This window comes from Pseudomonas sp. Pse79 (genome assembly GCF_024519615.1).
GTDB lineage: Bacteria > Pseudomonadota > Gammaproteobacteria > Pseudomonadales > Pseudomonadaceae > Aquipseudomonas > Aquipseudomonas veronii.
Window position 1 is genome coordinate 126,600 of sequence record NZ_JALJRR010000015.1, and the last position, 20,120, is coordinate 146,719.

Annotated in this window: 21 protein-coding genes; 10 read left to right on the forward strand and 11 right to left on the reverse strand. The window is 62.2% G+C overall.

What is annotated here, in order from left to right; all coding sequences use genetic code 11:
- Positions 1–60: 60 nt before the first annotated feature.
- Complete coding sequence (locus NR164_RS19695; RefSeq protein WP_046381959.1) at positions 61–522, reverse strand: Lrp/AsnC family transcriptional regulator; 462 nt, start codon at positions 520–522, stop codon at positions 61–63.
- Between the two features lie 160 nt (positions 523–682).
- On the opposite strand from NR164_RS19695, the gene yedA reads away from it, so the two are divergent.
- Together yedA and NR164_RS19705 are read left to right on the forward strand one after the other, a co-directional pair.
- The gene (gene yedA / locus NR164_RS19700) at positions 683–1,579 is read left to right on the forward strand and encodes a drug/metabolite exporter YedA (RefSeq protein ID WP_057005123.1); all 897 of its coding nucleotides are present in this window, start codon (positions 683–685) and stop codon (positions 1,577–1,579) included.
- A 60-nt stretch (positions 1,580–1,639) separates the two neighbouring features.
- On the forward strand, positions 1,640–2,974 hold the full coding sequence (locus tag NR164_RS19705; protein WP_017848302.1) for a DEAD/DEAH box helicase: 1,335 nt from the start codon (positions 1,640–1,642) through the stop codon (positions 2,972–2,974).
- Between the two features lie 138 nt (positions 2,975–3,112).
- On the opposite strand, the gene NR164_RS19710 is transcribed toward NR164_RS19705, so the two are convergent.
- Positions 3,113–4,339: a TIGR03862 family flavoprotein gene (locus NR164_RS19710; protein ID WP_256823145.1), complete on the reverse strand. Its 1,227-nt coding sequence runs from the start codon at positions 4,337–4,339 to the stop codon at positions 3,113–3,115.
- Positions 4,340–4,510: 171 nt separating this feature from the next.
- The gene (locus NR164_RS19715; protein ID WP_256823146.1) at positions 4,511–5,431 is read right to left on the reverse strand and encodes a histone deacetylase; all 921 of its coding nucleotides are present in this window, start codon (positions 5,429–5,431) and stop codon (positions 4,511–4,513) included.
- Positions 5,432–5,507: 76 nt separating this feature from the next.
- Between NR164_RS19715 and NR164_RS19720 the strand changes: the two genes are divergently transcribed.
- The 3 genes from NR164_RS19720 to NR164_RS19730 are packed head-to-tail and all read left to right on the forward strand — an operon-like array spanning position 5,508 to position 7,581.
- Positions 5,508–6,077 carry a GNAT family N-acetyltransferase gene (locus tag NR164_RS19720; protein ID WP_046381964.1) on the forward strand — a complete coding sequence of 190 codons (570 nt, stop codon included), beginning with the start codon at positions 5,508–5,510 and terminating at the stop codon, positions 6,075–6,077.
- Between the two features lie 38 nt (positions 6,078–6,115).
- Positions 6,116–6,985 carry an acyl-CoA thioesterase II gene (gene tesB, locus NR164_RS19725; RefSeq protein WP_046381965.1) on the forward strand — a complete coding sequence of 290 codons (870 nt, stop codon included), beginning with the start codon at positions 6,116–6,118 and terminating at the stop codon, positions 6,983–6,985.
- Positions 6,982–7,581: an HAD family hydrolase gene (locus NR164_RS19730; RefSeq protein ID WP_046381966.1), complete on the forward strand. Its 600-nt coding sequence runs from the start codon at positions 6,982–6,984 to the stop codon at positions 7,579–7,581. Before tesB ends, NR164_RS19730 begins: the two co-directional genes overlap by 4 nt.
- Positions 7,582–7,640: 59 nt before the next feature.
- Here the strand turns inward: NR164_RS19730 and NR164_RS19735 are convergent, their stop codons facing one another.
- From NR164_RS19735 to NR164_RS19745, 3 genes are read right to left on the reverse strand one after another with little or no spacing between them, the layout of a single operon-like run.
- Entirely contained in the window at positions 7,641–8,621 is a 981-nt protein-coding gene (locus tag NR164_RS19735) for an alpha/beta hydrolase (protein ID WP_126586235.1), read from the reverse strand.
- Complete coding sequence (locus NR164_RS19740) at positions 8,622–9,509, reverse strand: neutral zinc metallopeptidase (protein WP_017848295.1); 888 nt, start codon at positions 9,507–9,509, stop codon at positions 8,622–8,624.
- A 44-nt stretch (positions 9,510–9,553) separates the two neighbouring features.
- Positions 9,554–9,967, reverse strand: a complete 414-nt coding sequence (locus NR164_RS19745) for a lipoprotein (RefSeq protein WP_046381968.1) — start codon at positions 9,965–9,967, stop codon at positions 9,554–9,556.
- 185 nt (positions 9,968–10,152) lie between these two features.
- On the opposite strand from NR164_RS19745, the gene NR164_RS19750 reads away from it, so the two are divergent.
- The gene (locus NR164_RS19750) at positions 10,153–11,031 is read left to right on the forward strand and encodes a DMT family transporter (RefSeq protein WP_017848293.1); all 879 of its coding nucleotides are present in this window, start codon (positions 10,153–10,155) and stop codon (positions 11,029–11,031) included.
- A 1-nt stretch (position 11,032) separates the two neighbouring features.
- Here NR164_RS19750 and NR164_RS19755 read toward each other — a convergent pair whose 3' ends face one another.
- Complete coding sequence (locus tag NR164_RS19755; RefSeq protein WP_046381969.1) at positions 11,033–12,367, reverse strand: MFS transporter; 1,335 nt, start codon at positions 12,365–12,367, stop codon at positions 11,033–11,035.
- 210 nt (positions 12,368–12,577) lie between these two features.
- Between NR164_RS19755 and quiC the strand changes: the two genes are divergently transcribed.
- Positions 12,578–14,476 (forward strand): 3-dehydroshikimate dehydratase QuiC, encoded by a 1,899-nt coding sequence (gene quiC / locus NR164_RS19760; RefSeq protein WP_256823147.1) that lies wholly within the window; start codon positions 12,578–12,580, stop codon positions 14,474–14,476.
- 82 nt (positions 14,477–14,558) lie between these two features.
- The gene (locus NR164_RS19765) at positions 14,559–15,224 is read left to right on the forward strand and encodes a TetR/AcrR family transcriptional regulator (protein WP_017848290.1); all 666 of its coding nucleotides are present in this window, start codon (positions 14,559–14,561) and stop codon (positions 15,222–15,224) included.
- Positions 15,225–15,288: 64 nt separating this feature from the next.
- On the opposite strand, the gene NR164_RS19770 is transcribed toward NR164_RS19765, so the two are convergent.
- Complete coding sequence (locus tag NR164_RS19770; protein ID WP_046482177.1) at positions 15,289–16,137, reverse strand: shikimate dehydrogenase; 849 nt, start codon at positions 16,135–16,137, stop codon at positions 15,289–15,291.
- 5 nt (positions 16,138–16,142) lie between these two features.
- On the reverse strand, positions 16,143–16,583 hold the full coding sequence (gene aroQ, locus NR164_RS19775; RefSeq protein ID WP_256823148.1) for a type II 3-dehydroquinate dehydratase: 441 nt from the start codon (positions 16,581–16,583) through the stop codon (positions 16,143–16,145).
- Between the two features lie 273 nt (positions 16,584–16,856).
- On the opposite strand from aroQ, the gene NR164_RS19780 reads away from it, so the two are divergent.
- Complete coding sequence (locus NR164_RS19780; RefSeq protein ID WP_046381972.1) at positions 16,857–17,285, forward strand: hypothetical protein; 429 nt, start codon at positions 16,857–16,859, stop codon at positions 17,283–17,285.
- The gene (locus NR164_RS19785) at positions 17,282–17,719 is read left to right on the forward strand and encodes a DUF2442 domain-containing protein (RefSeq protein WP_046381973.1); all 438 of its coding nucleotides are present in this window, start codon (positions 17,282–17,284) and stop codon (positions 17,717–17,719) included. Before NR164_RS19780 ends, NR164_RS19785 begins: the two co-directional genes overlap by 4 nt.
- Positions 17,720–17,725: 6 nt before the next feature.
- Here NR164_RS19785 and trmA read toward each other — a convergent pair whose 3' ends face one another.
- Positions 17,726–18,805, reverse strand: coding sequence for a tRNA (uridine(54)-C5)-methyltransferase TrmA (gene trmA, locus NR164_RS19790; RefSeq protein ID WP_046381974.1), 1,080 nt, complete (start codon positions 18,803–18,805; stop codon positions 17,726–17,728).
- Positions 18,802–20,097: an NCS2 family permease gene (locus NR164_RS19795; protein ID WP_017848284.1), complete on the reverse strand. Its 1,296-nt coding sequence runs from the start codon at positions 20,095–20,097 to the stop codon at positions 18,802–18,804. Before NR164_RS19795 ends, trmA begins: the two co-directional genes overlap by 4 nt.
- Positions 20,098–20,120: the final 23 nt, after the last annotated feature.

Consider the following 20,120-nt stretch of genomic DNA (forward strand, 5'->3'; position numbering starts at 1 on the left):
TCCATCCATCAAAGTGGGAAGGGCGGTGCGACGATTCGACTTGCCCCCGATGGCGCTGGATCAGCCACCACTTTTCCCATTCCCCTCCAACTGCCCCAACGGCACCCGCCGCTCTATCGCGCTCGACAAAATGATCGAGGTCTTGCTGAACCCGAACTTCGCTATCCGATTAATCAAACTCTCCAGCTCCGGCATGGTGCCTACCGCCGCTTGCATGATCACGCACGGATCGCCCGTGACCCGGTGGCATTCGGTCAGTTCGGGGATTTCGGCCAGGGCGTCGTACACCTTCTGGCTGCCATGGTTGGTCAGGCGCAGTTCGATCACGCACTGGATCGGCAAACCCACTTTGGACAGGTCCACCTTGGCCTGGTAGCCGGTGATCACGCCGCTGGCTTCCAGCTTGGCCACGCGCTCGGCCACGGCGGGGGCGGAGAGGTTGACCGTGCGCGCGAGTTGCGCGTAGGACGCGCGGCCGTCTTCGAGCAGGGCGCTGAGGAGCATGCGGTCGTATTTGTCCATGAAAAGGCTCCAGCGTCAGGTGGCTTTCGAAAGCATGGTTTATAGCCCTCATAACCATGCTTTGAAAAGTGTATGGGCGGTTTAAACAGGTTTTGTAACTTATGTTTATGCACCTGTCTTTTTAGAATAAGCCTCTCTTTTTCTGCCGCAGAGCTGCCCAATGCCTGGCCCACGTCGCTTTCCCTTACCGTTGATCGCCGCCTTTTTTGCGCTGTATGTGATTTGGGGGTCTACCTACCTGGTGATCCGGATCGGTGTGGAGTACTGGCCACCGCTGTTGCTGGCGGGGATTCGGTTCTGTACGGCGGGGGCGCTGATGTACGCGTTTTTGCGCTGGCGTGGAGTGCCGGCGCCGACGTGGGTGCAATGGAAGTCTGCCGGGATGATCGGGATTTTGCTGCTCACTTTCGGTAATGGCGGCGTCACGTTGGCGGAGCACGCGGGGGTGTCGTCCGGTGTCGCTGCGCTGGCCGTGGCGACCGTGCCGCTGTTCACCTTGCTGTGCGGTTATTTCTGGGGCGCGCGTAATACCCGTCTGGAGTGGGCGGGGGTGATCCTGGGCATTATCGGCATTGCCATGCTCAACATGGGCAGCACCTTGCAATCGAGCCCGATCGGCGCGGCTTTACTGCTGTTCGCCGCCGCTTCGTGGGCGTTCGGTTCGGTGTGGAGCCGGCAACTGCCGCTGCCCCAGGGCGCGATGGCCAGTGCGGCGGAGATGCTGGTGGCCGGTGCGGCCCTGTTGCTCGGCAGCGCGGTGTCCGGTGAGCACCTGCAAGCCATGCCGCCGCTGGAGGGCTGGCTGGCCCTGGCCTACCTGACGGTGTTCGGTTCGATCATCGCCTTCAACGCGTATATGTACCTGCTCAAGCACGTGCGTCCGGCTGCCGCGACCAGCTATGCCTATGTGAACCCAGCGGTGGCGGTGTTGTTGGGGATCGTGTTTGTCGGCGAGTCCATCGGCATCGAAGAGGCACTGGCCATGTTGGTGATCATCAGCGCCGTGCTGTTGATCAGCCTGCCCCAGTGGCGAAAGCCTGGGCCGAAAATAAGGTAAACTGCCGCGCATAACGCCTTTTTACCCGCTTAGGCGCTGAATTTCCCCTACGGTAACCACATGACTTTCGCCACACTTGGCCTGATCGAACCCTTGCAGCGCGCCCTTGAGACGCTCGGCTACCAGACCCCGACGCCGGTGCAGGCGCAAGCTATTCCGGCGGTGCTGGCCGGCCGCGACCTGATGGCCGCTGCCCAGACCGGCACCGGCAAGACCGCCGCTTTCGCCGTGCCGCTCCTGCAACTGCTGACCATGGAAGGGCCGAAAGTCGCCGCCAACTCGGCGCGCGCGCTGATTTTGTGCCCGACCCGCGAGCTGGCCGAGCAGGTTCACGCCAGCGTTGCTGAGTATGCCCAGCACCTGCCACTCACCACCTACGCGGTGTACGGCGGCGTGAGCATCAACCCGCAGATGATGAAGCTGCGCAAAGGCGTCGACGTGTTGGTCGCCACGCCTGGCCGGCTGATCGACCTGTTTCGCCAGAACGCGCTGAAACTCAATCAGCTGCAAACCCTGGTGCTCGACGAAGCCGACCGCATGCTCGACCTGGGCTTCTCCGAGGAGCTGGCGAATATTTACCGCATGCTGCCGAAAAAGCGCCAGACCCTGCTGTTCTCCGCGACCTTCTCCGATGAAATCCGCACGCTCGCCGGGCAAATGCTCAACGACCCGCTGAGCATCGAAGTCAGCCCGCGCAACGTCGCCGCCAATACCGTCAAGCAATGGGTGGTGCCGGTGGACAAGAAGCGCAAGCCGGAGCTGTTTGTCCACCTGATGCGCAAGGGCCGCTGGAAGCAGGTGCTGGTGTTCGCCAAGACCCGTAACGGCGTGGACGCGTTGGTGGATAAGCTGCAGGGCCTGGGCATCAATGCCGACGGCATCCACGGCGATAAGCCGCAGGCGACCCGTCAACGTGCGCTGGACCGCTTCAAGTCGAGCGACGTGCAGATCCTGGTGGCCACCGACGTGGCGGCCCGTGGCCTGGATATCGAAGACCTGCCGCTGGTGGTCAACTTCGACCTGCCGATTGTGGCTGAGGACTACATCCACCGTATCGGCCGCACCGGCCGCGCGGGCAACACCGGCGAGGCGATTTCCCTGGTGTGCGCCGATGAAGTGAACATGCTGTCGGCCATCGAGATGCTGACCCGTCAGACCTTGACCCGGCATATGGAACAGGATTTCGAACCGGAACACCGCGTGCCGGACACCGATGCCAGTGGGCAAGTGGTGAAGAAACCGAAAAAGCCGAAGAAGCCCAAGGCTTCCGGTGGTGGCGGCAAGCGCAACCTGGGCAAGTGGGTGGACAGTGGCGAGGTCGCGCCTGCCGAGCCGTCGATCAAGCCGGTGCGCAAGGTGCCGGTGTTCAACACCGGGCCGCGTAAGAAGAAGTGATTTTGCGGCGCTGCTGATGGCCTCATCGGGGGCAAGTCGAATCGTCGCACCGCCCCTCCCACATATTGATCGGGTTCACATAGTCAAAATGTGGGAGGGGGCTTGCCCCCGATGACGGCTTTGAATTCACCGCAGATCTCAGCGCTTAAGCCACTCCAACATCCCCCGCCCGGCCGCTCTGCCACTGGCAAAACACCCCGTCAGCAAATACCCGCCGGTCGGCGCCTCCCAGTCCAGCATCTCCCCCGCACAAAACACCCCTGGTAATTGCTTGAGCATCAACCGCTCATCCAGCGCCTCAAACGGCACACCGCCCGCCGTACTGATCGCTTCATCCATCGGCCGGGTTTTCACCAGGCTCAGGGGCAATGCCTTGATAGCCACAGCCAATTGCGCCGGGTCGTTGAAATGTTCGGCGGGTGCCAGCTCACGCAACAACGCCGCCTTGACCCCATCCAACCCCAACTGACTGTGCAGATGCTTGCTCATCGAGCGCGACCCACGCGGCTTGGCCAAGGCGGCCAGGACCTTGTCCAGCGGCTTGCTCGGCAGCAGGTCGATATGCACCGTGGCGGCGCCATTGCGATTGATCGCCTCACGAATCGGTGCCGACAGCGCATAGATCAGGCTGCCCTCGATACCGCTGGCGGTGATCACGCATTCGCCGAGGCGCGGCTTGTCATCTCCCAGGCCGATAGCGACGTTTTTCAACGGTGCGCCAGCGAATTTGCTGACCATCAGTTCGCTCCAGGCCGACACCTCGAAGCCACAATTACTCGGCTGTAACGGCGCGCAGGGCACGCCTTTAGCTTCCAGTCGCTTGAGCCAGGTGCCGTCGGAGCCCAGGCGTGACCAACTGCCGCCGCCAAGGGCGAGCAGCACGGCGTCGCTGTGGATGGTTTTTTCGCCGTCCGGGCTGTGGATAAGTAAACCGCCGTCCGCGCTCCAGCCCAGCCAGCGATGGCGGGTGTGGATAACCACGCCGTGGTCGCGCAGGCGCTTGAGCCAGGCACGCAACAGCGGGGCGGCTTTCATGTCTGTGGGAAACACCCGGCCGGAGGTGCCGACAAAGGTATCGATGCCCAGACCATGAATCCATTCGCACAGTGCTTGCGCACCGAACGCACGCAGCAACGGCGCCATCTGCGGCGCACGTTCGGCGTAGCGTGACAGGAACGCCGGGTAAGCCTCGGAATGGGTGATGTTCATCCCGCCCACGCCGGCCAGCAGGAACTTGCGCCCCACCGAGGGCATGCCGTCGTACACGTCCACCCGCAGGCCCGCCTGGCTCAGGACTTCAGCGGCCATCAGGCCGGCAGGGCCGCCGCCGATAATGGTGACGTGTTGGGCAGGGGTCTGAGGCATGGGCAGGGCTACGGTCGCGTGAATAGGCCGAGCATTCTACCCGAGGACGGCGCAAGTTCCTGATCAAAAAACGTACAGCTTCCTACAGCCTATGCGGTTACTGGCTTTCAGACGTTTACGCTCAAGTTATCCACAGGCCGTTCCACAGGCATTGTGGGTAACGCCCATATTTCAATGACAACCTGATGACGTCCACACCCGTTGCGCGCTGTGGTGCAGGATGCCGTGGCGGCGGGCCAAGGCCACACGGTCTTTGCTGTAGCCGCCGCCGATCACGCCCATCACCGGAATGTCGCGGCCCAGGCAATGGCGCATCACGCTCTCATCGCGGGCGGCGACGCCCTCGTCCGTCAGCTTGAGGTAGCCGAGGGCGTCGTCCTTATGCACGTCGACGCCTGCGTCGTACAGCACCAGGTCCGGCTGGTACAGCGGCAGCAGGTAGTTGAGCGCGTCGTCCACCACCTTGAGGTAATCGGCGTCGCCCATGCCCATGGGCAGCGGGATGTCCCAGTCGCTCTGGGCCTTGCGCGCCGGGAAGTTCTTTTCGCAGTGCAGCGACACGGTGATCGCGTCCGGCGTGTCGTGGAGGATGCGCGCGGTGCCGTCGCCCTGGTGGACGTCGCAGTCGAAGATCAGCACGCGGTTGACCTGGCCGCTGGCCAGCAGGTAATGGCTGATCACGGCCAGGTCATTGAAGATGCAAAAGCCCGCCGGGTAATCGTAGTGGGCGTGATGGGTGCCGCCGGCCAGGTGGCAGGCCAGGCCGTGCTCCAGCGCCTGCTCCGCCGCCAGGATCGAACCGCCCACCGCGCGCACGGTACGCCGCGCCAGGGCTTCGCTCCAGGGCAGGCCGAGGCGCCGTTGGTCTTCGCGGGACAACTCGCCGCTCATGTAGCGTTCGATATACCCAGGTTCATGGGCCAGGGCCAGAATGTCCGCCGGGCACAGCGGTGGGCGCAGTAATTGGCTGTCCTGGGTCAGCCCGGTGGACACCAAGTGGTCACGCAACAGGCGGAACTTGTCCATCGGGAAGCGGTGGTCCGCCGGGAACTCGGGGCTGTAATCATCGTGGTAGATCAATGGCAAAGGCATGGGATTTTCTGACGGGAACCTGCGACGGATCTTAACAGCGCGGTACACTCACGCACATGGCAAGGGAGGGGGACCCATGGAGCCGATACTGGAATTGCACAGCGCACGCCTGGTGCTGCGCCAATGGCGCGATGCCGACCTGCCGGCGTTTGCGCACATGTGCGCCGACCCGCAGGTGATGCGTTATTTCCCGGCCCGATTGGACCGCCTGGAAAGCGCCGCGTTGATCGGCCGGATTCGTGGGCATTTCGCCGAATACGGCTTCGGCCTGTGGGCCTTGCAGCGCAAGGACAGCGGCGAGTTCATCGGCCTGACCGGGTTGCAGAATGTCAGCTTTGAAACCGCCTTCACCCCTGCGGTGGAAATCGGCTGGCGCCTGGCGCGTGAGCATTGGGGTCTGGGGTATGCCAGCGAGGCGGCATGGACCGCGTTGCGTTGTGGTTTCGACCGCCTGCAGTTGGACGAAATCGTCGCCTTCACCACCCAAACCAATCTGCCATCACAAAAAGTCATGCAAGCCATCGGGATGCATTACGATCCCCAGGCAGATTTTGAACACCCCAAGGTCGCGGCCGATGACCCGCTGCGCCCGCATGTTTTGTACCGCATCACCCGCGCCCAATGGTTGGACACGCTGCACGGATAAGCAGCCCGGAATGCCCCATAGATTGTAGGAGTTGCTCTATGAGCCAAGTATTGGAAGATCTGGTGGACTTGCTGACCCTGGAGCCGATCGAGGAAAACCTCTTTCGCGGCCGCAGCCAGGACCTGGGTTTTCGCCAACTGTTCGGCGGGCAAGTGCTCGGCCAGTCGCTGTCGGCTGCCAGCCAGACCGTAGAAGCCGAGCGGCACGTGCATTCTTTGCACGGTTATTTTCTGCGCCCCGGCGATGCCGCATTGCCGGTGGTGTATTCGGTGGACCGCGTGCGCGATGGCGGCAGCTTCAGCACACGCCGCGTGACGGCGATCCAGAAGGGCCACCCGATTTTTACCTGCAGCGCGTCGTTCCAGTACGACGAAGCCGGCTTCGAGCACCAGACCAGCATGCCTGCGGTGGTCGGCCCGGAAAACCTGCCGTCGGAGCTGGAACTGACCAAGCAGCGCGTCCACCTGATCCCCGAGCACATGCGCGACAAGTTGCTGTGCCCCAAGCCGATCGAAGTGCGCCCGGTGACCGAAAAAGACCCGTTCAACCCGCAGCCGTCCGACCCGGTCAAGTACGTGTGGTTCCGCGCCGACGGCGCCCTGGCCGACACGCCGGCGCTGCATAAGTACCTGCTGGCCTACGCCTCGGACTTCGGCTTGCTGACCACGTCGCTGCTGCCCCATGGCAAGACCGTGTGGCAGAAAGACATGCAGGTCGCCAGCCTCGACCACGCGCTGTGGTTCCACGCCGACCTGCGCGCCGATGACTGGTTGCTCTACGCCATGGACAGCCCGTGGGCCGGCAATTCCCGTGGTTTTTCGCGGGGCAGCGTGTACAACCGCGCTGGGCAACTGGTGGCCTCGGTCACTCAGGAAGGCCTGATCCGCCACCGTAAGGACTGGGCATGAGCCTGGCGCAGATTAAACATTGGGTGTTCGACATGGACGGCACCCTCACGGTGGCTGTGCATGATTTCGCGGCCATTCGCGTAGCGCTGGATATTCCGCCCGAGGATGACATCCTCACCCACCTCGCAGCATTGCCGGCGGATGTCGCGGCGGCCAAACATGCCTGGTTGCTGGAGCATGAGCGCGAGCTGGCGCTGGGTTCGGTCGCGGCGCAAGGCTCGGTGGAACTGGTGCGGGAATTGGCCGGGCGGGGTTGTCGCCTGGGCATCCTGACCCGCAATGCGCGGGAGCTGGCGCATGTGACGTTGGAAGCGATTGGCCTGGCGGACTGCTTTGCCGTCGAGGATGTACTGGGGCGCGATGATGCGCCGCCCAAGCCCGACCCAGGCGGCCTGCTGAAACTGGCGGCGGCCTGGGATGTATCGCCCAGTGCGATGGTGATGGTGGGGGATTACCGCTTTGACCTGGATTGCGGCCGGGCGGCGGGGACCAGAACAGTGTTGGTCAACCTGCCGGAGAACCCGTGGCCCGAGCTGGCTGATTGGCATGCCGCAGACTGCGCGGTACTGCGCCGGATGATCCAGCCCGGGCAATAGAGATCAAATGTGGGAGGGGGCTTGCCCCCTCCCACAGGTTGAGCCGGTTTCTGCAGGTATTACTGAGAGAACAGTGCCTTCTGCCCTTCAGGCGAAGTGAAGATCCCATCGCCGTTATGCCCAACCCCCGGCACTTCCACCAGCTTCTGGGTCAGTTGCGGGTGGCGCTGCTTGAGGTAGTCGAAATAGTTGTGCCCGCGAATCAGGCGGTACGCGCCCTGGGTCTCGGCTTCGCAGCTTTTATCCAGCGCCGGGTGGTTCGGGTCGGTGTCTTGCCGGCCCAACAGGTAGGTGATGTCACGCGACACATAGGCCTGTTCCAGTTGCTCGGCGCTTTGCCCCTTGGCATAGGCGGGCAGGTGTTGCATGCCGTACTTCCAGTCATTGAAGCCAGGGCAGTCGGCGACCTTGAACGGCACCGGGCGCTGCGGGCTGAAGTAGGCGTAGGACGACGGGTTGGCCACCACATAGCGCAGGCGGATGCCCGCGCTTTGCAGGCTCGGTTGAGCATGGCCGGTGAGCGCGAAGCGCTGCACCACCTGGCCGCCGCCGGAGTGGCCGGCCACCACAATCTCTTTCAGTGCCGGGAACACGGTGCGGTTGCCCAGGTGCTCGATAATCTGGTCCAGGGCGCCGTAGGAACTGACCTGGCCGGGGCCCGTGGAGGGCTCGCCGGCCATCCAGTCATTGCCGTTCCAGCGCAGCACTTGCGGGGCCAGGTGATGGCGTTTCACGTCCGAGTCATTGAGAAACTGCGGCGCGACCACCAGCGTCGTGCCGCCAACCCCGGCATGTTCGGCGGCGTCTTCAGCGCTCTGCAGGTAGGTCTGTGCGTTGCGCAGGCGACCATGCACGATGATCAACGCACGGGTGACGTTGGGCAGGGGTTTACTCCAGTCCTGGCTCAAGCCGAGGCTGAGGTCGCCGGCCGTCAGGTGAAAGCGCTCGGGGCTGACCGCCTTGACCCCCTGCTCGGCGGCCCAGGTGGAGGCGCTGCAGGCGACCAGCACACCCAGCAGCATTCGCAATCGCGTATTCATTTAAAGACTCTTGGCCGCGAAGGTGTCGCATTGAGTGATCTGGCCTTGGGCAAAGCCGGTCTTGAACCAACGCACGCGCTGCGCCGAGGTGCCGTGGGTGAACGAGTCCGGCACGACACGGCCCTGGCCCTGTTGCTGCAAACGGTCATCGCCAATCGCGTTGGCCGCATTCAGCGCTTCTTCGATATCGCCGGGTTCCAGCCAGTTCAGGCGTTTTTGCGCGCGGTTGGCCCACACGCCGGCAAAGCAGTCGGCCTGTAGCTCCTGACGCACCAGCAGGCCGCCGTCGCCTTGCATCTGCCGGCCTTGCTGGCGTGCAGCCTGGATCTTCGACGAGATGCCGAGCAAGGTCTGCACGTGGTGCCCGACTTCGTGGGCGATCACGTAGGCCTGGGCAAAATCGCCGGCGGCCTGGAAGCGTTGCGACATTTCCCGGAAGAAATCCAGGTCCAGGTACACCTGCTGATCCGCTGGGCAATAGAACGGGCCGCTGGCGGACGTGGCGCCACCGCAGGCGGAATTGACCCGGCCACGGAACAGAATCAGTTTCGGGTTCTTGTAGGCCAAGCCGTTTTCCTGGAACACCTGGGCCCAGGTGTCTTCGGTATCGCCGAGCACCGCACGGACAAAGTCGGTTTGCTCATCATTGGCCGGCGGCGCCTGGCGCGACGGGGTGCTCACCGAGGGCGCCTGCTCCAACTGGCCGGTCAATTGGCCGAGGATCTGCAGCGGGTCCTGGCCGGTCAGCCAGCCGATGCCGACGATCAACACAATCGCGGTCAGGCTCAGGCCCTTGCCGCCGCCAAAACGCATGCCACCACCACCACCGCCACTGTCATCGCGGGCATCCACCACGTTGTCGCTGCGTCGGCCTTTTTTCCATAGCATGGGGCAATCCTCTGTGTGCTAAGCGTGATTGATTATGGTCGTGATTAACGGCAATAGCCTTCGCCGGTGGCGACGATCAGGCAGTTCTTTTTATCCGCCAGCCACTTCAACCCGGTTGCCGCACCGTCACCGGCGCGCAGCTGTTGCGGGCCATCGGGGCGGGTGAAGGCGATGCCGTCTTCGGCCGCTTCACCTTTGAAGGTGCCGGCGGCGTCGGCGTCGAGGCCGTATTGCATGGTAAGAAGGTAGTGGCCACGGCCGATGCTGTCGTCCTTGGCGATGGTCAGGTGCAAGCCTTCGACGCCGATCCATTTGCCGACCCAACTGTCGGTGGGTGGGGTTTGCGGTACCAGGGTCGCTTGCACGGAAGGCGGCGCCGGTTTGGCGGGCGCCTTGGACTCTTGGTTGCACGCGGCGAGCAGGGCAAGGGTAGACAGAAGAAAGACAGTTTTTTTCATAGCGGCAAGGCCTTGGTTAAAAAGTGTGCAACGCCGGGGCGAACGTGCAGCGTTGGACTCGGTTGCAGTGATTTAGTGCGCTGTTCGCACTGTGTTTGGTTATGCTCTTGGGGCAGACGCATGCCCGACTGCTAGATTAACGGGTTGAGTACCACCGCGTTCAGCCCGCCACGCAAGAGAATTCAATGACTGTCAGCACCCCACTTTCCGGCGTCAACCATCCCTTCAAAGGCATTCTGCTGATTGTGGTGGCGACTTTTCTGTTCTCCAGCCACGACGCCTTGTCCAAATTCCTGGCCGGGTTCTACCCGATCGTGATGGTGGTGTGGGCGCGTTACCTGGTGCATACCTTGTTGATGGCCGGGATTTTCCTGCCGCAATCGGGCTTGCGCGTGCTGCGCAGCAAGCGGCCAGGGATGCAGGTGGTGCGGGCCTTGTGCCTGTTGGGCACCAGCCTGTTTTTTACCGCCGCGCTGCATTACATCCCGCTGGCGGAAGCCACCGCAGTGAACTTCCTCGCGCCGATCCTGGTGACGGCGCTGTCGGTGCCCCTGCTCGGTGAACACGTGACGCGTGGCCAATGGCTGGCGGTGATCTGCGGGTTTGTCGGGGTGCTGGTGATCATCCACCCGGGCGGTGAACTGTTCACCCCGGCGGTGCTGCTGCCGCTGTGCTCGGCATTGTTCTTCTGCTTCTACCAACTGCTCACGCGCATCCTCAGCCAATACGACACGCCCACCACCAGTAACTTCTTCGCCGGCCTGTGCAATACCTTGGTGATGAGTGCGATGGTGCCGTTCTTCTGGCAAGTGCCAACCCTGTGGCACGGCGTGTTGATGCTGGCGTTGGGCACCTGCGGGATGACCGCGCACTTGCTGCTGACCCAGGCCTTCCGCTTCGCGGCGCCGGCCTTGCTGGCGCCGTTCGGCTATTGCCAGATCGTGTTTGCGGGCGTGTTGGGCTGGCTGGTGTTTGCGCATACCCCCGACTTGACCACGGTGGTCGGCATCGGGGTGATCTGCATGAGCGGGTTGGCCGCTGCCTGGCAGCAGCGGCGGCGCTGAATCAGGCGTCGACCCTGGGAATCTTGCGCGGTGCCATGAAGTACATCCAGGTCAGCGCGATGAAGTACATCGCCGGGATCAGGGTGAACAGCACGGTGTAGTTGTTGTTCGTCACGGTCAGGATGTGGCCGACAATCTGGGTCATGAACATGCCGCCGATGGCCGCGCACATGCCGCCGAAGCCGAATACCGTACTCATCATGTGCTTGGGCGTGTAGTCCATCACCAGGCTCCAGATGTTGGCGGTCCAGGCCTGGTGTGCGCCAATCGCCAGGGAGATGGCGAACACCGCGACCCACAACTGGCTGGAACCGGCGGCCATGATCACCCCGATGATGCAGCAGGCGAACAGCAGCATCGACAGCAGCCGCGCCTTGATCGAATTCATCCCGCGGCCGATCAGGAACGACGACAGAATCCCACCGCCCACGCTGCCGAAGTCGGCGGTCAGGTAAATGATGATCAGCGGGATACCCATCTGCGTGACGTTGATGCCCAGGTTGTATTGCTGGTTCAAGAACGGCGGCAGCCAGTACAGGTAGAACCAGAACACCGGCGCGGTCAGCGAGTAGGCGATGGCGAAGGCCCAAGTACCGCGCATGCGCAGGATACGGCTGAAGGGGACGCGGGGCTGTTCCGGTTCGACTTCCCGTTGCACGTAGTCCAATTCGGATTGCTTAACCGTTGGATGCTCTTCCGGGTTGTAGTACTTCAAGCCCCAGAACAGCAGCCAGATCCCACCGAGTGCCGACATGCACAGGAACGCCGCCTGCCAGCCCCATACGTGCAGGATCAACGGCAGCAGCATCGGCGTCATCATCGCGCCGACGTTGGTGCCAGCGTTGAAGATGCCGGTGGCCACTGCGCGCTCGCCGGCAGGGAACCACAGGCGGGTGGTCTTGACGCAGGCCGGGTAGTTGGCGGCCTCGGTCAGCCCGAGGATAAAGCGGCAAACCATGAAGCCGACGGCCGAGGTGGCCAGGCCGTGGGCGCCGGTAGCCACGCTCCACAGCAGCACCGCGCAGAAGAACACGCGCTTGACACCTACGCGGTCGATCAGTCGGCCTTGCAGCACAAAGCCAATCGCGTAGCCGACCTGGAACCAGAAGTTGATGTTGGCGTAGTCCATCGCCGTCCAGCTCATTTCTTTGGCCAGGATCGGTTGCATCACGCCGAGGGCGGCGCGGTCGATGTAGTTGAGTGTGGTCGCGAAGAACACCAGGGCCAGCATGCCCCAGCGAGTTTTACCGACGGCCATTGCACCGCGGATCTTGTCGCCGATGCCGGCGTGCGGGTTGGCCGGGCGCGCAGCCAGGACTGAGTTTTGCGAAGGCATGAGGGTTTACCCGTTTTTGAAATTTTTATGGTGTGTTCTGGGTTTTGTTACGGAATCGATGGTGCGCAGTGGCTAAAAAATCGTCAATTCGCCAATGCCCATTGTGTTCGATAATCGCCCTGAAAACTAACTGGTTCGTACATTTCAATTGCTGCATTAGGCTAGGGGGCGAATAATTTACTGTAAATAACAATTGCCGGGAGTCGCCCCATGCAACGTTCCATCGCCACTGTTTCCTTGAGCGGCACCCTGCCGGAAAAGCTCGAAGCCATTGCTGCCGCCGGGTTTGATGGGGTCGAGATCTTCGAGAACGACCTGTTGTATTACGACGGCAGCCCGCGGGAAGTCAGGCAAATATGCACTGACTTGGGCCTGGTCATCACCTTGTTTCAGCCGTTCCGCGACTTTGAAGGCTGCCGCCGCGACCGTCTGGCGCGCAACCTGGAGCGCGCCGAGCGTAAATTCGACCTGATGCACGAGCTGGGCACCGACCTGGTGCTGGTGTGCAGCAACGCCTCGGCCGATTGCGTGGGCGATGAACGTATTCTACTCGATGACCTCAGCCTGCTCGCCGAACACGCCGGCCGACGTGGCTTGCGCATTGGCTATGAAGCGCTGGCCTGGGGCCGGCATGTGAACACCTGGCAGCAGGTGTGGAACCTGGTGCGTCAGGTCGATCACCCGAGCCTCGGGGTGTTGCTCGACAGCTTCCACACCCTGTCGCTCAAGGGCGACCCGAGCGCCATCGCCGAGATCCCCGGCGACAAGATCTTCTTTGTGCAGATGGCCGATGCACCGATCCTGGCCATGGATGTGCTGGAGTGGAGCCGACACTTCCGTTGCTTCCCCGGCCAAGGCGAATTCGACTTGGCGGGTTTTCTCGCGCCGATCATCAAGAGCGGCTATACCGGGCCGCTGTCCCTGGAAATCTTCAACGACGGCTTCCGCGCCGCACCAACCCGAGCCAACGCGGCGGACGGCCTGCGCTCGCTGCTCTACCTCGAAGAGAAAACCCGCCAACGCCTGGCGCAGGAACGCCCTGCCGCACCGCTGGATATTCTCTTCGAAACCCCGCCCGCCAGCGAATACGACGGCATCGAGTTCCTTGAGTTTGCCGTGGACGAAGACCTCGGCGCCAAGCTCACCCAATGGCTGGAGCGCCTGGGCTTCGTCAAGGCCGGCCAGCATCGCTCCAAGAGCGTCAGCCTGCTGCGTCAGGGCGATATCAACCTGATCCTCAACTGCGAGCCCTACTCCTTCGCCCACAACTTTTTCGAGGCGCATGGGCCGTCGCTGTGCGCCACCGCGATTCGGGTCAAGGACAGCGCCAAGGCCCTGGAACGGGCGGTGGCCTACAAGGGCCAGCCGTATCGTGGCCTAGTCGGGCCGAATGAACTGGAATTGGCGGCGGTGCGCGCGCCGGACGGTAGCCTGATTTACCTGGTGGACCCAAGCGAAGGCGTATACGACACCGATTTCAATCTGCAACCGGGCGCTGCCACCAGCGGTGGGCTTTTGCGCATCGACCACATGGCGATGGCCTTGCCTGCCGACAGCCTCGACAGCTGGGTGCTGTTCTACAAGAGCTTGCTGGATTTCGAGGCCGATGACGAAGTGGTGCTGCCTGATCCGTATGGCCTGGTGAAAAGCCGTGCGCTGCGCAGCCGTTGCAGCTCGATTCGTTTGCCGCTGAATATTTCCGAAAACCGCAACACCGCGATTTCCCACGCGCTGTCGAGCTATCGCGGCTCGGGTGTGCATCACATTGCCTTCGACTGCGCGGATATTTTCGCCGAAGTACGCCGGGCCAAGGAGGCGGGTGTGCCGCTGCTGGATATCCCGCTCAACTACTACGACGACCTGGCGGCGCGCTTTGATTTCGACGACGAGTTCCTCAGCGAGCTGGCGTACTACAACGTGCTGTACGACCGCGACGCCCAGGGCGGTGAGTTGTTTCATGTGTACACCGAGCCGTTCGAAGGGCGGTTTTTCTTCGAGATTATCCAGCGCAAGCATGGCTACGCCGGCTACGGTGCGGCCAATGTGGCGGTGCGTCTGGCGGCGATGGCCAAGTCGCGCAGTGGTGCGGTACGCCAGGCACGGTTGTGACGGCAGGGCCGGTGCTTCCTTCGGGGCGCGCCGCGGCCCATAATCGCGGCCTGCACAATAAAAAAACGGCCGTGAGCGCACCATGACCTTGACTCCCGATCTCTCCGCAGTGTCAGACGCACCGCGCAAGAGTCGCAAGAACAACCCGGAAAAGACCCGCGAAAACATACTGCAAGAAGCCATTGTCGAGTTTGTTCAGCAGGGCCTGTCCGGCGCTCGCGTGGATGCGATCGCCGAGCGTATCCACACCTCCAAACGCATGATCTATTACTACTTCGGCAGCAAGGAGCAGTTGTACGTCGAGGTGCTGGAGAAGCTCTACGGCGATATCCGCAACACCGAATCACGCATGAACCTCACGGCCCTGGAACCGCGCGAAGCGATCAGTCGGCTGGTGGAATTCACCTTCGATCACCACGACCGGAACGTGGATTTCGTGCGTATCGTCTGCATCGAAAATATCCACAATGCCGAGTACGTGAAGCGCTCCGATTCAATCAAGGCGATGAACAGCAACATCCTGGATGCGCTGGGCACGACCTTGCGCCGTGGCGCCGAAATGGGGCTGTTCCGCGAGGGGCTGGAGCCGCTGGACGTTCACCTGCTGATCAACTCATTCTGTTTTTATCGCGTATCCAACCGCCATACGTTCAGTGAGATTTTTCAGATCGAACTGTCGGACGAGGCCGTTAAGCAGCGGCATCGACAGATGATTTGCGAGTCGGTGCTGCGTTACCTGCAAACCTGAGGTTGGCGCGGATTCACGGTGGGAGGGGCAAACTCCCTCCCACATTTGGATGCGGTTTCGGCCGTCAGCTCTTCATGCTCTGGAAGTGTGCCAACATCCTGTGTGCATCCGGCACCACGCCACTGAACAATTCGAACGCCTTCACCGCCTGAAATACTGCCATGTTGCCGCCATCCAGAGTGCGGCAACCCAAGGCGCGCGCGTTGCGCAGCAGTTCGGTTTCCAGTGGGAAATACACGATTTCCGCGACCCACAATTGCGCGTGCAGCAAGGCCGGCGGCACGGGCGTGCCGGGCAGTTTGGCCATGCCCATCGGCGTGGTGTTCACTAACCCGTCGGCCTCGGCCATGGCGTTTTCCAGATGGGTGCCGACCTGGGCCCGTCCCGGGCCGAAACAGTGTGCGAGGTTATCCGCCAGGTCCTGGGCACGGCTGGCGTCCACATCGAAAATGCTCAAGTGCTCAACGCCTTCCGCCAGCAGCGCATGGGCCACCGCCGCGCCTGCGCCGCCGGCACCCATCTGGACCACGCGTCGCCGAACGACATCCTGCAAGTTGCGTCGGAAACCTTCGGCGAACCCCAGGCAGTCGGTGTTATGGCCGATGCGTTTGCCCGCTTTGAACACCACGGTGTTGACCGCCCCAATGCCCCGGGCCTCGTCGGACAATTCATCGAGTAAAGGCAGGATCGCCTGCTTGCACGGGTAGGTAATGTTCAACCCGGTGAAGTTCATCTGCTCGGCGGCCTGCAGCAGGTCGGGCAGGGCATTGATGTCCAGCTGCAGCGGTTCCAGGTCGATCAGGCGATACAGGTAGCGCAGGCCTTGGGCGTCACCTTCCTGTTCATGCAGGGCGGGCGTGCGGGAGGCCTGGATGCCGGCGCCGATCAGGCCGGCGAGGACGCGCGGTTTCATCGGGCTCATCCTTTCACCGTGCGGCTGAAATGTTCCAGGGCCAGGTGATAGCCGTGGCTGCCAAACCCGGCGAGTACCGCCTTGGCGATGGGCGACACGAACGAGTGATGACGGAACGGCTCGCGCGCATGCACGTTGGATAAATGCACCTCGATCACCGGCACTTCACTGGCCACCAGCGCATCGCGAATCGCCACCGAGGTGTGGGTCCAGGCCGCCGGGTTGATCACGATACCGGTGCAACGGGCGCGGGCGCCGTGAATCCAGTCGAGCAATTCGCCTTCGTGGTTGGTTTGGCGAAATTCGATGGTCAGCCCCAGTTGCTCGGCACTGCGGCCACACAGCGCGGCGATGTCGGCCAGGGTTTCATGGCCATAGGTGGCGGGCTCACGGGTGCCGAGCAGGTTGAGGTTGGGGCCGTTGAGCACCAGCACGATGGGCGGCATAAGGGGATCTCCACAATTATTGTTCGTTGTGCGGATAAAATGTACTGAATGGTTAATTTGGTCAATCGATGGCGATAGATGTGTTCGATTATCGAACCGTTAATCAGTGAGACCGGGCATTTCCAGGTGCTGCCATGAGTCGTTACAAGACCGTATTCGACGGTTTGCCCGCTGTTACTACGCTGTGAAAAACGCCCTGATCAAGGAGCCGGTTGTCGGGTGATGTATGGAAAAGTGTTACCCGGCGGAAAATAACCTAACGGATGGGTTACGATGAAAGTAGGCACTTACAAAGGACATGTGATTGCGGTGTTTCTCAGGGATGAGCATTGCCCGCCTCACGTGCATGTCAGGGGAAAGCAATGGGATGCGCGTTTTCGTTTCAGCTTTCTGGATGGGCGAGTGGAGCTTTGGGATGTAGACCCCGAACGGCGGCGGCCACCCCCCGGGATTCTGGAGGGCATTCGCCAGACGTTGATGCAGCGACACGTCCTGGCTCGTGTACGAAGGATCTGGTGGGAAAAACTGCAAACGGTTTGCCTGGAGAACCATTCCTGGGATTGGGACGCCGACGAGGTGGTGCCGGGGTTGATCATTCGGCGTGGCGTCTATGTGATTGCAAACGCCCGACACGATGTGGCGGGGCAGCGAACCCTTTTGAATCTGGTCAGGGCGCCAGATTGTGTGGAGATTGATCTATGAAAATCGTAAAAGCCAAAACTTTGCCCGATGTACCGATCACTGAGGCCGATATCGATAAGGCCATAGTGCGGGGGCGCAAACTGAAGCGTGTGTACGCCAATGCCTGCTCGGTGCGTTACGAGGATGACTGCATCTCCATCGGCTTCAGCGATGGCAGTCGCATCATGTTGCCGGTGGCCGGTCTTCCGGAGTTCGAAGGGTTTTCCGCGCAGGACTTCGAGCAATTGGAGGTCGGCTTTGGCGGCAAGGCGCTGTGCTGTGAAGCCCGCGACCTGCATGTTTCCATCACCGGCCTGATTGCGACCAGCCAGCCCTTGATGGATCTGGCCGTGAGCCTGGTGGCGTCGCACAACGGCCGCAAAAGCAGCGCGGCCAAATCCGCCGCCGCCCGAGCCAATGGCAAGAAGGGCGGTCGGCCGCGCAAGGAACCGTAAGGGAGGTTATCGACGGGTCAACAGCACCCCGGACTCCATATGGTGCGTCCATGGGAACTGGTCGAACATCGCGCATTGGGTAATCCGGTGCGTGTCATGCAGTTGCGCAATGTTCGCCGCCAGGGTTTCCGGGTTGCAGGAGATGTAGAGGATGTTGTCGAAGCGCCGGGTCAGTTCGCAGGTGTCCGGGTCCATGCCGGCGCGCGGCGGGTCGACGAAGACGCTGCCGAATTCGTAGCTTTTCAGGTCGATGCCGTGCAGGCGTCGGAACGGGCGCACGTCGTTCAGCGCTTCGGTGAGTTCTTCGGCGGAGAGGCGCACCAGGGTGACGTTATCCACTGCGTTTTCATCGAGGTTGCTCAGGGCTGCGTTCACCGAGGTCTTGCTGATTTCGGTGGCGAGCACGTTGCGCACGCGGGTGGCCAGCGGCAGGGTGAAGTTGCCGTTGCCGCAGTACAGCTCCAGCAGATCGTCCGGGCGATCGCCGAGTGCGTCGTATGCCCAGTTGAGCATCTTCTGGTTCACCGTGCCGTTGGGCTGGGTGAAGGCGCCTTCGGGTTGGCGATAGCTGAAGGTGCGGCCACCGACGTCGAGTTTTTCCACCACGTAGTCATGGCCGATCACATCGCGTTTGCCCTTGGAGCGGCCGATGATGCTCACGTTCAAGTCGGCGGCCAGCTGGTTCGCGGCGGTGTGCCAGTGCTCGTCCAGCGGGCGGTGATAGCACAGGGTGATCATCGCGTCGCCGGCCAAGGTGGTCAGGAACTCCACCTGGAACAGCTTGTGGCTCAGGGCGGCGCTGGCTTGCCAGGCGGCCTTGAGCTGCGGCATCAACTGGTTGATGCGCTGGCTGGCGATGGGGAACTCGTCGATCAGGATCGGCGTGCGCTTGTCGTCCTGGGAGAACATTGCGTAGTGGCGTTCCCCCGCTTCGCGCCACAGGCGGAATTCCGCGCGCAGGCGGAAGTTCTGCAGGGGCGAGTCGAAGACCTGAGGCTGTGGTGCGTCGAACGGTGCCAGCAGGTCACGCAAGCGCGTGACCTTGTCTTGCAGTTGAACGGTGTAGCTTGCGGCGTCAAAAGTCATGCGTTGAACCAGCCCAGCTTGATCACAAACAGAATCGACAGAATCACCAGCGCCGGGTTCAGCTCACGGTAGCGGCCCGAAAGCAGCTTGATGGCGGTCCAGGCGATGAAACCGAAGGCGATGCCGTTGGCGATGGAGTAAGTGAAGGGCATCGCCAGGGCGGTGATCACCACCGGCGCTGCAACAGTGATGTCATCCCAGTCGATTTCCGCCAGGCCCGAGGTCATCAGCACGGCCACGAACAGCAACGCCGGTGCAGTGGCGAAGGCCGGTACGCTGGAGGCCAGTGGCGAGAAGAACAGCGCCAGCAGGAACAGGATCGCGACCACGACCGCGGTCAAACCGGTGCGGCCACCGGCACTCACGCCCGCAGCGGATTCGATGTAGCTGGTGGTGGTCGAGGTGCCCAGCAGCGAACCGGCCATGGCGGCGGTGCTGTCGGCGATCAGCGCACGGCCCATTTTTGGCATGTGGCCATCCTTGTCCATCAACCCGGCGCGCTTGGCCACGCCGATCAGGGTACCGGAGTTGTCGAACAGGTCGACGAACAGGAACGCGAAGATCACGCTGACCAGGCCGATGTCCAGCGCGCCCTTGATATCCAGCTGCAGGAAGGTCGGGGCCAGGGACGGTGGCATCGAGGTCACGCCGCCGAACGGGGTCACGCCGAGCAGAATGGAGACAATGGTCACCGCCAGGATGCCGATCAGTACCGCGCCGCGTACCGCGAGGGCTTCCAGCGCGACGATCAGCGCGAAACCGAGGGCGGCGAGGATCGGTGCCGGTTGTTTCAGGTCGCCCAGGCCGACCATGGTGGCCGAGTTGCTCACCACGATCCCGGCGTTGTGCAGGGCGATCAGCGCCAGGAACAGGCCGATACCGGCAGCAATCGCCGAGCGCAGGGGCAGGGGGATGCTGTTGATGATCCATTCACGGATGCGGAAGATCGACAGCATGAAGAACAGCACCGCCGAAATGAACACCGCCCCCAGCGCCACTTGCCAGGTATGGCCCATGTGCAGGACCACGGTGTAGGTAAAGAAGGCATTGAGGCCCATGCCCGGCGCCAGCGCGATCGGGTAGTTGGCGATCAAGCCCATCACGGTCGAACCGATGGCCGCTGCCAGGCAGGTGGCGACGAACACTGCGCCCTTGTCCATGCCGGTTTCGCCGAGGATGCTCGGGTTCACGAACAAAATGTAGGCCATGGCCAGGAATGTCGTGATGCCCGCGAGGATCTCGGTTCGCACGTTCGTGTTGTGTGCTTTGAGTTGAAACAGCTTTTCCAGCATGCCTGCTCCCTGTGACGCTATGT